The sequence below is a fragment of the Bacillus sp. FSL K6-3458 genome, assembly GCF_038005045.1.
GTDB classification, from domain to species: domain Bacteria; phylum Bacillota; class Bacilli; order Bacillales; family Bacillaceae; genus Bacillus; species Bacillus altitudinis.
On record NZ_JBBOSI010000001.1, the window covers coordinates 3,277,737 to 3,292,813 of the forward strand.

Consider the following 15,077-nt stretch of genomic DNA (forward strand, 5'->3'; position numbering starts at 1 on the left):
GTTTCCCTACAACCTGAAATAGACAGAGCCTCGGCCCTGTCTACTTCTCTCTTCTAGCAAAATCCACGAATCTGAAACGATCTAGCCGGTGGCGGCTTTCTGTGTATTGGAATAGACTCGTATCCTCCAAGAACACATAATTTTTCACCACCACCACATGATCAAACCCGTTCAAATCGAGATACCTCTCATCTTCTTCAGTACATGGCTCGACCACAAATTCCTTTTGTGCGTAACTAATCGAGACCCCAAGTTCTCCTTCAATATACTCATAGATCGATCCTTCACAAATGTCCTTAGACAAGAACGGTACATGTTTTTGCAAGAAGTAATCTTTGTCTAAAATGACTTCTTCTCCGCTAATATTGCGAGAGCGAATGACTTCCCAAACGTCCTCCTGCCCACTGATTTTCAGCTGAGACTGAATATACTGATCTGGCTTGATTAAACCGAACTCATGAACCGTTGTTACCGTCTTTCGCCCAAGCGTTTGGGAAAGCTCTTTAAAGCTGACAAGACCCGAAACTGGGAACTGCATTTTCTCCCGGTTCAGCAATACTGAGCCTTTCCCACGAATTTTTTGGATATAGCCATTTTGCACAAGGATGTTTAATGCCTTTCTCACCGTCTCACGGGATGTGTCATACATGACAGATAGCTCATGTTCTGATGGGAGGATGCCTTTATCCTGCCATTCACCTTGTTCAATTCGTCTAGCGAGCTGATCATAAATCACTCGAAACTTATTCTCTTTCATTTTCCCTCCGCCCCATTTACTAGCGTTTGGTTAAATGATAAACGATTGACTCATATGGACGCAACGTAAATCCCTTGATATCTGCCGGCACATCCTCATAATTGGACAGCAAGACTTGCCCTTCCATTTCATTGACATCCTTTGCAAGCTCATCTGGAAGTGTAAAGTCCGTCTCGCCTGCATAAAAATGGTTGATCACGAGAATCTTCTCATCTTTGCCTTCTCGGACATATGCAAACACCTTTGGATCATCTGAAAGCAGTAAAGTAAAGCTCCCATAGGTGATTACATCAAGTTCTTTGCGAAGTCTACAAAGGGCTTGATAATGATAAAAAATCGACGTCTCATCTTTTAAGGCAGCTTCTACTGAAATGCCGTTTTGAGCTGGTTCAATCCAAGGCGTACCTTTTGAGAACCCCACATTTTTTTCCGACGTCCATTGCATAGGTGTCCTTGCGTTATCTCTTGATTTGACCTGTAAAATCGCCAAAGCTTCTTCCTTTGTTTTCCCTTTTTCAAGCATGGCTTCGTACATATTCAGTGATTCGATATCGCGGTATGACGAAATGTCCTCAAAACGAGGATTCTTCATCCCAATTTCTTCACCTTGATAAATATAAGGAGTGCCTTGCATCAAATGAATGGTGGTCGCCAGCATCTTCGCTGATTGCTGATGGTACGTGCCATCATCACCGTATCTAGACACGATGCGTGGCTGATCATGGTTGCACCAAAAGAGTGCGTTCCAGCCGCCGCCCTCATGCATTTTCGTCTGCCATTCTGACAGAATTGATTTCAACTCTAGAAAATCAAATGGCGCAATGGCCCACTTTTCACCGTTAGGATAGTCAACTTTTAAATGATGAAAATTAAACGTCATATCCAGCTCCTGCCGATCAGGTCTTGTATACCGAATGCAGTCTGCAATATTCGTTGAAGACATTTCCCCCACGGTCATGCTATCGTATTTCGAAAACACTTCCTGGTTCATTTCATGCAAGAATTCATGAATTCTCGGCCCATCTGTATAGTACATACGCCCGTCACCTTGCACTGATTGCCCAGCATCATCTAAAAAGCGTTGATCCTTTGAAATGTTATTGATGACATCCAGTCTGAATCCATCGATCCCTTTTTCAAACCAAAAGTGCATGATGTCATATACTTTCCTGCGCACTTCATCATGTTCCCAATTGAGGTCTGCCTGGGTAACATCATATAAATGAAGATAATAGTCACCTGTCGCTTCATCTAATTCCCACGCTGGCCCGCCAAACTTTGACTGCCAGTCATTCGGAGGAGAGCCGTCCGCTTTCGGCTCCTTCCAAATATAATAGTCTCGATACGGGTTTTCCTTCGACTCTCGGGAGGCTTGAAACCACTCATGGAAAATAGATGTATGGTTCACAGCGAGATCCATGATGACACGAATCCCTCGTTCATGTGCTTCTTTCAGCATGTGCTCAAAATCGGCCATTGTACCGTACATGTCATGGATTTTTGTATAATCACTAATATCATAACCGTTGTCATGCTGTGGTGACTCATACATAGGAGTCAGCCAAATACAATCCGCCCCTAGCTCTTTAATATAGTCGAGCTTTTTCGTCACACCATTGATATCACCTGTACCAGAGCCTGTTGTGTCTAAAAAGCTCTTCGGATAGATTTGATAGACCACGGCTTTTTTCCACCACGGTTCGTTTGTTTGTTGATTCAATTTCCTTCACCACCACTAGTTAAGTTCTTGTGATACATCCTTCTTCTTAAGTTTTGCATATAAAAGGGTACCAATGAATGGGACGATCAGCACAATCACCATTCCGATGGCAAATGCCCCCCAATATTTCGGAATGATCGAGAAGATTCCTGGAATGCCTCCAACGCCGACTGAACTTGCCAGTACCCCTTGTGAGGCAATAAACATACCAGCTATCCCTGAACTGATCAGGGCAAAAATAAACGGGAATCTATAGCGCAAGTTCACCCCAAACATCGCCGGTTCAGTAATCCCCAAGTAAGCAGAAATACTTGATGTCAGCGAGAGCCCTTTTTGCTTTTCATCTTTTAAGACAAACATCATCGCAAGTGCCGCTGATCCTTGAGCAATATTAGATAGTGCGAGCATTGGCCATAGGAACGTGCCGTGCAGTTTTGAGTTAATCAGCTGAATATCGACAGCTAGGAACGTATGGTGCATGCCTGTAATGACTAACGCTGCATATAATCCACCATATAAAAGGCCGCCAAGTGCTGCGAATTGCTGGAATACAGTGACGAGTCCAGATGTTAATACGTTTCCGATCGCAAATGTAACGGGACCAATGACGATAAATGATAAAAATCCAATGAGTAGTAATGTAATTGGTGCAACAACTAACAACTGAATACTTTCAGGTGTCCGCTTTGTAATAAATAATTCGAGCTTTGCGAGTAAATAGGAGGCGACAAGTATCGGAAGAACCTGCCCTTGGTAACCTACCTTTTGTACTTCAAGTTCAAACAAATTCCAGACAGGAATGTCACCTGTCTTTTCCGCCGCTCCATATCCCCACGCATTCAACAGATCTGGATGTACAAGCATCAGTCCAAGGACCATCCCTAAAAGTGGATTACCTCCAAACCGCTTGACAGCCGACCAGCCGATTAATGCTGGCAAAAAGGTAAAGGCAGTACCTGCAATCAAGTTGATCATATTTGCTAAATCCGCCCATGCCGGATACACATCCACAATGGATTTTTGATCAAAGAAAATATCAGGAGCTGTTAAAATATTATTAATCCCCATCAATAAACCGGCTGTCACGATAGCTGGAAGGATTGGAATGAAGATATCTGCAAGCGTTTTCACCGCACGCTGAAGTGGGTTTAATTTCTGATCAGAGGCACGCTTGACGTCCTCTTTTGTCGCTTCGCCGATTCCCGTCTGTTTGACCATTTCGGCATAAACCCGATTCACCACTCCTTGACCAATGACCACTTGGTATTGGCCATTCGCTGAGAAAGATCCCTTCACTTCATCAATTTGTTCTAGTGCTTTCTCATCCACCTTACCTTCATCTTTTAGCACAAAACGAAGTCTTGTCACACAATGTGTGGCTTGATCAATGTTTTCTTTGCCGCCAATGGCTTTCACAATCTGATCTGCCGCTGCCTGATAATCAGCCATGCTATCCCCTCCGAGATCGTTTTTTTATAAGAAAAAAGAATCAAAACTTGTATATACATGTTCACTTCATATTTTATATTTGTATATACATGTAGTCAATAAGAAAATGTAGCGCTTTCATAAAAAAAGCTCCCTCAATGTGCTCAAAGAGGCAGCGTGTCATCATCTTTTTTTATGCTCCGTTAGTTTTTCGTAGACCCTATTCTTATAAAAGGAGGAGGCTGGTCGAGCAAACGTTTGGCGCTTGGATGTGAGTTCATCAAGGCGTTTTTGTTTTTCCTCACATACGAGAGAGAGTTTTTTTCTTTCTTCTCCATCTATACTCGTTTTCAGTAACTCTTTAACCGTCATTAGTTCTTTTTTCAAAGCTGTTTCTTCCCCGGCAAAGCCAGCATTTTTCATGATTCGATAGCCCATCCTCAGCTCTTCTGGTACATGAGCAGCATCATCCTTTGGCAGAGGTTTCCCAAAGCCTGATAGTCCTTCAAAAGCTCCATGGTCCATCGCCTTTTTGATCCGTTCTTCTGACAATCTCTGCGCAAAATCCATGACACGTCTCCTTTCAGATCGTCTGATATTTTGGTTAAGCATAGCAAAAAAGCTGACTCTCTCACAAGAGCCAGCTTTCTCGTTATTTTTTGTCGATTTTAAAAGTAGATACCATTTGTGCCAAGTCCTCTGACATGTCAGAGAGCTGTTCAATCGCACTTGAAATTTGCTGCATGCCAGCACTTTGTTGTTCTGTTGCTGCCGCTACTTCTTGAGAGCTTGCCGCATGTTCTTCTGACACGACCGAAATTTGTTCAATCGATGTAGAAATTGTTTGATAAGCGCGTTCTACCTGCTTAATAGATTGAAGCAAATTGTTCGTTCTGCTTGCAAATTGAGACACTCCATCATAAATACCAGCGAAGTTCTGCGAGGTGCCTTTCATTTGCTCACGGCCTTCTTCCACTGCTTTACTGCTTTCCTCCACGCTTTCAAGGACACGCTGACTATTTTCCTGTGTGCCAATGACTAAGTCTGAGACCGTTTTAGCTGCATCAGCTGACTGTTCAGCTAACTTACGGACTTCATCAGCCACAACAGCAAATCCTTTTCCTTCTTCTCCTACACGTGCGGCTTCAATAGAAGCATTCAGTGCAAGCAGATTCGTTTGCGCTGAAATGTCCGTAATAATGGAGATGACACTTTCAATTTCTGTTGAATGTGATTGCAATTCTTCTGCCGCCTGCTTTGAGCTTGTCATCATGTCGTGTAACATGTTGAGATGTTCAAGCACATGCTGCACCAATTTTTGACCAGATTCTGACTGCTCTTGTACTTCTGATGAAACAGATTTCATTTCATCCACTTCTTTTGTCACGCCTTCGATTTGAGTATCAATTTCCGCAACAGATGTTGTGCAGTCTGTAATGTTTGCGACTGAATCATTGATTCCTTCACTCATATTCGTCATCGCTTCTGACACTTGTTGTGCACTTTGACTAGATTCCGTTGTCACTGTGCGAAGCTGTGAAGACATTTTCGACACTTCACTTGATGAGTTTGAGATCTTTCCAATAAGCTCTTTGATCCGTCCCTGCATTTTCTGGAAGGAAGCCGCTAATTGACCGATCTCATCTTTACTTTGAACTTCTACCATGCCAGTTAAATCACCATCTGCAATTCGATCTGCTGATTCCATTAATGAACGTGCTGGTTTTGCAATTCTTCTTCCCATGAAGAATGAGAAGAGTAATCCACCGATGAGCACAATCGCAGATGCTACTGTAATATAAATTGTCAGCTTTTTCGTTGTTGCTGGAACAACAGACGCATCTAAGTCAATTCCTAAAATCCCCGTGAGTTCACCGCCTGAATCTTTAATTGGTAAAAAGACGGATTTATGAGTCCCATACGAATCAACGTAAATGTCACTTTTGACCATTTTATCTTCAGAAAGAGCTTGTTTCATTTCATCTGAAAAGACATAATCTTGATCAAAATCATTGTCTTCCCCTGTTAGTACGATGATTCTTTCTTTGCCGCCCTTATTTGATAACACGTATAAGTTCTCAAGCGTATGATCTTCTTTCAGTTCTGTGAATTTCTTTTTGATCTCCACATAAATAGGATCATCCTTCCCGCTAATGCTAAGGACATTTCCATCCATATTATCGATTTCTTTTTTCGCTGTATCAATATCTGTTGTTAATCGATAATCAAATTGCTTTAATAATTGGGAAGATAAATCCTGGCTAACTAAATAAAATGTTAGAACGAATAATGCAACGGTTGCGAGTAATGTTACGACAACGACTGACATGATTTTGGAGGATATCGTAAGTCCCCCAAACTTCCTTTGTTTCGCCATTTTTTTCTACATCTCCACTCTCAATTTTAATTTAAGCCTCTACACTTTCAAATTGTCCACAAACAGATGCAATGACATCTTTTAAATAAGATACGATATGAGGGATATGCTCCGGTAACGTATAAGGTGAAATCACAAAAAATTTACTCACACTTAGATAGAATTCTTGACCTTCTTTGGCATTGACTTGTAAAAACTTCGTTGTATCGCCAAAGAACATTTCGTCTCTTTTCTCTCCAAGCTTTTCAAAGAGGATTTTGTTCAAATCATTGTTGCGCTCAATTTCCATAGCAGTTGCTTCACCAGAAACTTCTTCCTTAAAACGAGGAGAGCCGTCTAGGTAAATTCTAAACAATGTAGCCATTCCGACATTGTCATCATTGACGACTTCTGCTTGTGGAATTTCCTGACGAAGTGCTTCTCTAAATGCAAGGTTCACCTCTAAAAATTGACCGAGCAAGCGCTGGTATCCTTCAATTCCAAACGTTAGCAGCACACTTAGCATGCTGATGGAGCTTCCCATTCTTGAGCATTCCAGTGTATAACCGGTATGGTATTCCCCGTAGCCTCTATGTCCAACGTATGGTGTTTCTTGTTCTTCTAGGTCCAAGCGCTTTAAGTCAGCAGCGTTTTTCACCAAGAATAAACTAGATGTGTACGGTGTTTGGCCGAGCTTTTGAAAGTCAAAGCACATCGTGTCAGCAAGAGAAAGATGCTGGAATTTCGCTTTGATTTCTTTTAGCATACGAAGAACACCGTCTGAGAATTGCAGCGGGTTTTCAGATACATCATACTCATTAAAGAAAGCAAAGAATCCACCAAGCGCCGAATCCGCATGAATATGCGGCACCTTGAGACCATACTCCTCAGCAATGGCTTCTGCCGTTTCACGTACCCCTTTTACATCATCAATTGCAATGGCATCTGTTGTTCCGGTTGTTGCCACAATATAAACGGGAATTCCGCCATTTTGGGCAACACGTTCCATTTGACAACGCAAATCTTCCATATCCATCGAATGATCTTTATTCGTCTTAATTCTGATTAAGTTGTCTGTGCCAAGCCCTGTTGCTTCCATTGACTTAAATAAGCTGTAATGTGCTGCATCAGAACAAAACGCATAAAGATTTTGCGGGACACCTTTTCGTAATGACTCCGGTGCAACTTTCGAAATTGCTAAACGAAGCCCCGAGAAAATAGCCCCTTGACCTCCCCATGTTGTGTAGCCCCCGCTCACATTTGGATCATATCCGATGAGCTTAGACATCATTGAGACCACTCTGACCTCAGCTTCTGCGCCTGCTGGTCCATACACATCCCATAGGTTGTTTCCGTTAACCAGCATAGCCGTCAGCATGCCTAGAATTCCTGGTGTACTTGCCATTGGCAAAATGTTCGTGAAGAAATACTTCGTGTGGTATGGATGATTATGTAAAAGCTTCAGTAATTCTTCATTCACAAGTTCCGCTTGTTGTCCGTTCATCGGAATTTGACTTGTTTCAGTGAGCTTTTTGTAAAAGTCCTCCTCACGATTCTTTTCACCTTTTAGGTGAGCACGGTTCGGATCCTTCAGGTCATCGACCCCTGAAATGATCTGTTCCATTAATTTAATGAGTTCTTTCCGCTCTTCTGCATTTCCGTCCTCACTCGGAAACCAGTTCTGAACGAGGTTCTGTGCTCGTACAGTCATATACTATCAATCCTTTCAATGGAAGATTTCCTGTCACTGTCTATATCGACCCCGTTTCAAAAGTTTATAGTGTCGAACTGTTCGCTTAAGTATATTTAGATAATTTGTTCGCTCGTCAAAACGAATAAAACCCTTACACTGCACATCAAAACCTTTATGTTTATGAAGCAATAAAATATATCAATATATTTTCATGAAGGAATTATTATCCAGTGATTTCATCCATTCATTCCCTCATTTTTTTTACTTAACCTGCATAAACATTAATAAACACTGGAAATTCACCTAAAAGCACCATTGTAGGAATCAAATTAATTCTTTAGACTTGTGTCTTTTTACCTGTTTTATTGATATAGCAACAGGAAAATACCAGAATTTTCTGTCAATAATAGGATGGATTTCATAAAAAGTTTTTCGAAGATCGAACATTTCCGATGTCTTCCCATTTTTAGCGCGGACAGGCTGCTTTACCGGCTCACCGGTTATGACTTTTCTATTTGTGCATTTCATGGTATATTCTAATGGTTCGTTTTCTTTCGTTCCGCCTCTTCCGTTTAACGGAGAAAAGGAGTGTTTAAATGAAAACATTTATTCAAAAAAGAGGCCTCGGCTTCTTTGTGATTGCAGCCATCTTGTTATGGCTCAAGACGTATACAGCTTATTTAATCGAATTTAAACTTGGTATATCAAATGTGCTTCAGCATATTTTGCTTTTTGTGAATCCTATTAGCTCCAGCTTGTTCTTTCTTGGCTTTGCTTTATTGTTCAAGAAAAAATGGCAGCCTGCCGCTATCATTGTGATTCACTTTTTCATGTCTTTTTTACTTTACGCAAACATCGTGTACTATCGATTCTTCAATGACTTTATCACGCTGCCTACAGTGATGCAGGCAGGAACGAATGGCGGACAATTAGGTGATAGTGCATTTTCACTCATGCGTTGGACTGATATGTTTTATTTTCTCGATACCATCATCTTGATCGTACTCGCAGTCCGCATGAAAAGACAGCAGCAAACAAGTACAGCGACTGTACCTGTTCAAAAAACAAAATCGTTTAGACTCGTTCTTGTGTCCTCTGTTCTGATTTTTATTGTCAACTTAATCGCAGCAGAAATTGATCGCCCAGAGCTTTTATCAAGATCGTTCGACCGCAATTATTTAGTCAAATACTTGGGTGCTTATAATTTTACGGTGTTTGATGCCATTCAAAATGTGAAATCAAACAGCCAGCGTGCCCTGGCAAATTCAAGTGACGTAACAGATGTAGAGAATTATCTAAAGGCGAACAGCGCTGATCCTAACCCAGCTTATTACGGGAAAGCGAAAGGCATGAACGTCATTACGATTTCTCTTGAATCACTGCAAAACTTTGTCATTGATTACAAGGTGAATGGAAAAGAGGTCACTCCTTTCCTAAATTCATTAGCCCATGACAACAAAACGTTTTATTTTGACAATTTCTTCCATCAAACAGGGCAAGGAAAGACATCTGATGCGGAATTTATGATGGATACGGGGCTTTTCCCATTATCACAAGGCTCTGTGTTTATTAACAAAGCTCAAAACACATATCAGGCACTTCCTGGCATTTTGAAAAAGGACCAATACACGTCCGCAGAATTCCACGGGAATACGAAAACGTTCTGGAACCGAAATGAAATGTTTAAGTCCTTTGGATATGACAGATTTTACGATTCTGAGTACTACGATATGAATGAACAAGATACGAAGAACTATGGATTGAAAGACAAACCGTTCTTCAAAGAATCCATGCCAATGCTTGAAAATCTGAAACAGCCGTTTTATTCAAAATTCATTACGCTGTCAAACCACTTCCCATTTGGTATGGATGAAGGTGATACTGATTTTGAACCTGGCGACTTCGGAGACTCCGTCGTTGATAACTACTTCCAATCTGCTCATTATTTAGATGAAGCCATTGAACAGTTCTTTAATGACTTGAAGACATCTGGTCTCTATGACAATACCGTCGTCATTATGTACGGTGACCATTACGGCATTTCAGAAAACCATAATGAAGCGATGGAAAAAGTGACTGGCGAAAAAATTGGAGACTATGAAAATGCCCAGCTTATGCGTGTGCCGCTCTTTATCCATGTGCCAGGCGTAAAAGGCGGACAGATTCATAAATACTCTGGTGAAGTCGATGTTGCGCCTACTCTTCTCCACCTGCTCGGAGATGATACGAAGAACTATTTAATGTCTGGTTCTGATATCTTATCGAAGAACTTTAAAGAGCTTGTGCCATTTAGAAATGGAGACTTCGTGTCTAAGGACTACACGAAAGTAGGCAACAACTATTACAGCAACAAAACAGGTGAAAAAATCGAGCCGACTGAAAAGGCATCACAAGAAAACGAAACGGTGAAAAAGATGCTAGAGACATCTGATAAGATTGTCACGGAAGATTTACTCCGTTTCTACAAACCTAAAGGCTTTACACCAATTGAACGCAATGATTATGACTACACAAAGAAAGTACAGGATGAAAAAGATTCCTCTTCCGCCAAAGATGAATCCAGCTCGTCTTCCAAATAACTTTTTCATTTAAGGCCCCAGCCGATCCAAGATCAGCTGGGGCTTTTTACGTTTGATCCACATGGCACCGGGTATAGTTGAAGAAGGAGGGATTGATTAATCATGAAAAAAACAGCAGCTTTTGTCGTGACCGCTTCACTCGCTTCTTCCACCTTATTCGGTTTTAGCCCGGCGATTTCAGCGCACGCCCTGACCCAAACGCAGGCAGAACAGTCCATTCCTCAAGGGCCGAAAGCAGCGCTAAACAGCATTTATCAGCTAGCACATCAAGGACAAATGCCATACTATGCAGAAGGACTCAAAATAGGGGTTCAAACAAAAAAAGACGTTCGGCATAAACTAGGACAGCCTTATCCAGAAACCGGTCAAAGCGGCTTTGATTTGTATCATGCTGAGATGGGCAACCCTGGATTTGCTTTTCACTATGACAAAAAAGGCAAGATTAACGAAATCCGTTATTTTGGAACAAATGTAGAAAAAGAAACGAATATCGGAGGAATGACTCCTTCCCTATTAAAGAAACAGCTTGGATCAGCAGATTCAGTCAGCACCATCCCGCAAACAAAAGAGAAAAAATACGTTTATCAGACCGGTGATTATGAGCTCGAATTTATCGTCGGACATGATCCAGATATCAGTCAGCACGAGCTGACTGTGGTGCATATTAACCTCATCAAAGCCGGTTCCTAAATAAAAAGCATCCTGAATTTTTGCTCAGGATGCTTTTCTTTATTATGATGCCACTTCTAAATGCGGCTTTCTTTTCAGTTTTCGCTTAAGGATTGGACCTGCTACATAATCAAGACCAAATTTTCCGGCATTTCCTTTCGCTGCTATGATAAAGACGGCGATCAGAAGAAGAAGCGGGTTAACAGAGACGGTTCCAGCTAGTAAGAAAGAGACATTCATCACGCTTCCAAAAAAGGCTGCCGTTGTTGTGAACAATCCAACAATTAGTCCTAGACCAACTAAGATTTCTCCCCACATGACCATGACACTGAAGAGTCCGGCATTTGGCAACGCGACATTTTCTAAAAACCAAACATAGAACGGATAAACAAGATGTCCATCTTTCACAACAGGTTCAGCTATGGCAAATTGCAAATATCCTGATGCATCGAATCCGCCTGTTAGTTTTCCAATACCAGATGTCAGCCAAGTCCATCCGATATAAAGTCTTGCTGCCAAAAGGATAACCGCTGCCCATACATTCGTTTGTAAGAATTTTGTAAACATGATGATGCCTCCTTTTAAATTATGTGAAATATTTCACATTTTCTTTATGATCTTATTATACTATGTAAATATCATTTGTGATCCCTTTCACATATATATTCACAAATTGTTCATGAATATCTAGTCGAGGTAAACTTTTCCCTTGCTATTTCCGTCTAAGTTATTTCAGACAGTAAAAAGGGGTTACATTTTGTATGAAAACATTATTTCATTTTGCTTATTTACAGGCTATTTCATGTCTATTCCCCGTCATGATCTTTACAGCGCTTGCCCTATCAAAGATCGTGTCTATTCCTTTTCTTCCTCGATATGATGTTATTCTTCTGCTTTGCCTTATCGCACAGCTCCTCATGCTGATGCTGCGGCTTGAGACACTGACAGAGTTGAAGGTTATTTGTCTCTTTCATGTGATTGGAATAGGCTTAGAAATCTACAAAGTACATATGGGTTCATGGTCCTATCCTGAAGAAGCTTATACGAAAATTTTTGGGGTTCCGCTCTATAGCGGCTTTATGTATGCCAGTGTGGCAAGCTATATTTATCAGGCACTGACTCGGCTTCGCGTGAAGGTGAATGCGTGGCCTCACCCGTATCTTTCGATTGGGATCAGTTTATGTATTTACCTCAATTTCTTTACTCATCACTGGATTTATGATCTACGCTGGTGGCTGACATTACTCCTAGTGGTTGTGTTTCGAAAAACAACCGTGTCCTTTCAGGTCGGTTCATCGACCTTTCGCATGCCGCTTGTTATCTCGTTTTTACTGATTGGCTTTTTTATTTGGGTGGCCGAAAATGTCACGACCTTTTTAGGAGCATGGCAATATCCAAATCAGCAGCATGCTTGGTCTCTCGTCCATCTTGGTAAAATCAGTTCATGGTTTTTACTTGTTGTCATCAGCATTGTACTGGTAATCGAACAGCGAAAACAAAAAAACGTTCAGCCCATTTGATCTGGCTGAACGCTTTTTTTAGTCCCGATCGACTTCCTTACGAAGATCATCGGCGACAAATTCGACATTTGTTCCAATGATGATTTGTACGGAAGTTTTTCCTGACGTCAGTACCCCTTTGGCACCTGCTTTTTTCAATGTACCTTCATTTAATAAATTGGTATCTTCTACTGTTAAACGAAGACGGGTCGCACAATGGTCAATTGTGGTGATATTGTCTTTGCCGCCTAGTCCCTCTACGAGCATACTTGCTCCGGCAGTATGTGTATCATCCCCTGGGATATCTTCGATGTCATCATCTTCCCTGCCTGGTGTTTTTAGCTTTAACAATTTAATCAGGAAATAGAAAACAACAAAGTAAATCACGCCATAGATGACCCCAACCACAAGTAACAGAATGGGCTTTTGCGCAATTCCAAAACTTAAAACGTAATCAATCGCACCGGCTGAAAAAGCGAAACCGCTATGAATGCCTAAGGTGTTGACAATAAAGAGCGAAAGACCAGTTAATATCGCATGAACACCATATAAAAGTGGAGATAAAAACATAAATGAGAATTCAATTGGTTCTGTGATTCCTGTAATAAATGACGTCAGTGCCATTCCAATCATAAGACCGGCTGTTGCTTTTCGTTTTTCAGGCTTTGCGGTCACAACCATCGCGAGACATGCCGCCGGCAGCCCGAACATCATCACTGGGAAGAAACCAGTCATAAAGACACCTGCACTTGGATCACCTTTGAAGAACCGTGCTAAATCACCTGTCGCTCCGCTGAATTCACCGAATTGAAACCAAAATAGATTATTCAACACATGGTGAAGTCCTAATGGAATGAGCAAGCGGTTAAAGAAGCCAAACAGCCCGGCACCCGTTGCTCCAAGACTTAAAATCCACTCTCCCAAATCATTGATCACACTTTGAATTGGAGGCCATACATATCCAAAAACGGCTGCTAATAGAATGGTAAAAAGTGCTGTCATAATTGGCACAAGCCGTCTTCCACTAAAGAAACCTAGGTATTCCGGCAGTTTCGTGTCCTTAAATTTATTGTAAACGTAACCTGCCAAAAGTCCGCACAAAATACCACCCAATACCCCCATATTGTTGGTCGAATTGATCGACGTGGTACCAGCTGACAAAATAAAATAAGAGATCGCTCCAGATAACGCCGCTGCCCCGTTACCGTCCTTTGAAATACCAATCGCTACACCCATAGCAAAAATTAAAGCCAAATTCGCAAAAATTGCATTTCCTGCAGCATAAATAAACGGGATGTTGAATACATCTTCTCGCCCAATAGCCAAAATGATACCCGCTGCAGGAAGCACAGCGATTGGAAGCATAAATGATTTTCCTAACTTTTGAAAAAACTGAAACACCATCTTATTTCTCCCCCCTTCGTCATCATCATGAACAAATCTCTCATGATGTTCATAAAAAATATATCATATGCACATCTAGTTATCTATACCAATTTGTCCACATCTCACCCGAATCTCAGCCTTTACTCTTTTGGCGTAAAATGTGGTAAGCTATTGAATAGAATGAAGTTATAGAAAGCGGGAATGAACAGTGATTGTCAAACATGATCATGAGTTAGAAGCCTTAAAAAAAGTCGGCCGAATTGTCGCTTTGGCAAGAGAAGAAATGAAAAGCCAAGCGAAACCAGGCATGTCTACAAAAGAATTAGATTTGATTGGGAAAAAAATATTAGAAGAGCATGGAGCCAATTCAGCTCCTGAAAAAGAATATGATTTCCCCGGTACGACTTGCATCAGTGTCAATGATGAAGTCGCACATGGCATTCCAAGTGAAAAAACCATTTTACAAGAGGGCGACCTCATTAATATTGATATCTCAGCAGAGCTTGATGGATATTATTCCGATACTGGGATTTCATTCGTTTTAGGTACAGGAGATGCTCGTCTTGAAGCATTATGCCAGTGTGCAGAGGATGCATTCCTTGAAGGATTAAAGCATGCGAAAGCCGGTAAAAGACAAAATCAAATTGGCCGTGCGGTCTACAATACAGCGAAAGAACAAGGATTTACCGTCATTAAGAACTTGACAGGACACGGTATTGGGAAAAGCCTGCATGAAGCACCTAACCATATTTTGAACTATTATGATCCATTCGATAATGCTTTGTTTAAGAATGGGACAGTCATCGCCTTTGAACCTTTTATTTCAACAAATGCTGAATCGATATATCAAGCGGATGACGGCTGGACATTTAAAACACCTGATAAGAGCCTGGTCGCACAGATTGAACATACGATTGTGATCACAAAAGACGAACCGATTATTTTAACAAAGCTGTAAGCAAGCGGGTCCCTTCCTTCACTGGAGGGGAT

Annotated in this window: 13 protein-coding genes; 4 read left to right on the top strand and 9 right to left on the bottom strand. The window is 41.3% G+C overall.

Annotation, left to right across the window (positions count from 1 at the left end; all coding sequences use genetic code 11):
* Positions 1–40: 40 nt before the first annotated feature.
* The 7 genes from treR to MHH23_RS17340 all read right to left on the bottom strand — a co-directional run bounded on the left by treR (position 41) and on the right by MHH23_RS17340 (position 8,560).
* Positions 41–757 (bottom strand): trehalose operon repressor, encoded by a 717-nt coding sequence (gene treR / locus MHH23_RS17310; protein WP_017358787.1) that lies wholly within the window; start codon positions 755–757, stop codon positions 41–43.
* A gap of 19 nt (positions 758–776) precedes the next feature.
* Positions 777–2,477 (bottom strand): alpha,alpha-phosphotrehalase, encoded by a 1,701-nt coding sequence (treC, locus tag MHH23_RS17315; RefSeq protein ID WP_286068317.1) that lies wholly within the window; start codon positions 2,475–2,477, stop codon positions 777–779.
* Between the two features lie 15 nt (positions 2,478–2,492).
* A complete protein-coding gene (treP, locus tag MHH23_RS17320; RefSeq protein WP_251211123.1) occupies positions 2,493–3,926 on the bottom strand; it encodes a PTS system trehalose-specific EIIBC component in 1,434 nt (477 codons plus the stop codon).
* Between the two features lie 162 nt (positions 3,927–4,088).
* On the bottom strand, positions 4,089–4,475 hold the full coding sequence (locus MHH23_RS17325) for a DnaJ family domain-containing protein (protein ID WP_035391356.1): 387 nt from the start codon (positions 4,473–4,475) through the stop codon (positions 4,089–4,091).
* A gap of 82 nt (positions 4,476–4,557) precedes the next feature.
* Complete coding sequence (locus MHH23_RS17330; protein ID WP_024720238.1) at positions 4,558–6,282, bottom strand: methyl-accepting chemotaxis protein; 1,725 nt, start codon at positions 6,280–6,282, stop codon at positions 4,558–4,560.
* 31 nt (positions 6,283–6,313) lie between these two features.
* Positions 6,314–7,972: a pyridoxal phosphate-dependent decarboxylase family protein gene (locus MHH23_RS17335; RefSeq protein WP_008341763.1), complete on the bottom strand. Its 1,659-nt coding sequence runs from the start codon at positions 7,970–7,972 to the stop codon at positions 6,314–6,316.
* 306 nt (positions 7,973–8,278) lie between these two features.
* A complete protein-coding gene (locus MHH23_RS17340) occupies positions 8,279–8,560 on the bottom strand; it encodes a hypothetical protein (RefSeq protein ID WP_268431498.1) in 282 nt (93 codons plus the stop codon).
* Here MHH23_RS17340 and MHH23_RS17345 point away from each other — a divergent pair.
* Both MHH23_RS17345 and MHH23_RS17350 read left to right on the top strand, forming a co-directional pair.
* A complete protein-coding gene (locus tag MHH23_RS17345; protein WP_135010355.1) occupies positions 8,551–10,533 on the top strand; it encodes an LTA synthase family protein in 1,983 nt (660 codons plus the stop codon). The two genes, MHH23_RS17340 and MHH23_RS17345, sit on opposite strands and share 10 nt — an antisense overlap.
* A 102-nt stretch (positions 10,534–10,635) precedes the next feature.
* The gene (locus MHH23_RS17350; RefSeq protein ID WP_060780873.1) at positions 10,636–11,223 is read left to right on the top strand and encodes a YjgB family protein; all 588 of its coding nucleotides are present in this window, start codon (positions 10,636–10,638) and stop codon (positions 11,221–11,223) included.
* A gap of 42 nt (positions 11,224–11,265) precedes the next feature.
* Here the strand turns inward: MHH23_RS17350 and MHH23_RS17355 are convergent, their stop codons facing one another.
* Positions 11,266–11,769, bottom strand: a complete 504-nt coding sequence (locus MHH23_RS17355) for a DoxX family protein (protein WP_058336532.1) — start codon at positions 11,767–11,769, stop codon at positions 11,266–11,268.
* A 194-nt stretch (positions 11,770–11,963) separates the two neighbouring features.
* Between MHH23_RS17355 and MHH23_RS17360 the strand changes: the two genes are divergently transcribed.
* Entirely contained in the window at positions 11,964–12,722 is a 759-nt protein-coding gene (locus MHH23_RS17360; protein WP_138278235.1) for a DUF817 domain-containing protein, read from the top strand.
* Positions 12,723–12,740: 18 nt separating this feature from the next.
* Here MHH23_RS17360 and nagE read toward each other — a convergent pair whose 3' ends face one another.
* The gene (gene nagE, locus MHH23_RS17365; RefSeq protein WP_340959929.1) at positions 12,741–14,105 is read right to left on the bottom strand and encodes an N-acetylglucosamine-specific PTS transporter subunit IIBC; all 1,365 of its coding nucleotides are present in this window, start codon (positions 14,103–14,105) and stop codon (positions 12,741–12,743) included.
* Between the two features lie 190 nt (positions 14,106–14,295).
* On the opposite strand from nagE, the gene map reads away from it, so the two are divergent.
* On the top strand, positions 14,296–15,045 hold the full coding sequence (gene map, locus MHH23_RS17370) for a type I methionyl aminopeptidase (RefSeq protein ID WP_008341769.1): 750 nt from the start codon (positions 14,296–14,298) through the stop codon (positions 15,043–15,045).
* Positions 15,046–15,077 lie beyond the last annotated feature (32 nt).

Excerpts from the sequence above, each read along its gene's own strand:
- treR (WP_017358787.1), bottom strand. The coding sequence starts at position 757 with ATGAAAGAGAATAAGTTTCGAGTGATTTATGATCAGCTCGCTAGACGA.
- treP (WP_251211123.1), bottom strand. The coding sequence starts at position 3,926 with ATGGCTGATTATCAGGCAGCGGCAGATCAGATTGTGAAAGCCATTGGC.
- MHH23_RS17325 (WP_035391356.1), bottom strand. The coding sequence starts at position 4,475 with ATGGATTTTGCGCAGAGATTGTCAGAAGAACGGATCAAAAAGGCGATG.
- MHH23_RS17330 (WP_024720238.1), bottom strand. The coding sequence starts at position 6,282 with ATGGCGAAACAAAGGAAGTTTGGGGGACTTACGATATCCTCCAAAATC.
- MHH23_RS17335 (WP_008341763.1), bottom strand. The coding sequence starts at position 7,972 with ATGACTGTACGAGCACAGAACCTCGTTCAGAACTGGTTTCCGAGTGAG.
- MHH23_RS17345 (WP_135010355.1), top strand. The coding sequence starts at position 8,551 with ATGAAAACATTTATTCAAAAAAGAGGCCTCGGCTTCTTTGTGATTGCA.
- MHH23_RS17340 (WP_268431498.1), bottom strand. The coding sequence starts at position 8,560 with ATGTTTTCATTTAAACACTCCTTTTCTCCGTTAAACGGAAGAGGCGGA.
- MHH23_RS17350 (WP_060780873.1), top strand. The coding sequence starts at position 10,636 with ATGAAAAAAACAGCAGCTTTTGTCGTGACCGCTTCACTCGCTTCTTCC.
- MHH23_RS17355 (WP_058336532.1), bottom strand. The coding sequence starts at position 11,769 with ATGTTTACAAAATTCTTACAAACGAATGTATGGGCAGCGGTTATCCTT.
- MHH23_RS17360 (WP_138278235.1), top strand. The coding sequence starts at position 11,964 with ATGAAAACATTATTTCATTTTGCTTATTTACAGGCTATTTCATGTCTA.
- nagE (WP_340959929.1), bottom strand. The coding sequence starts at position 14,105 with ATGGTGTTTCAGTTTTTTCAAAAGTTAGGAAAATCATTTATGCTTCCA.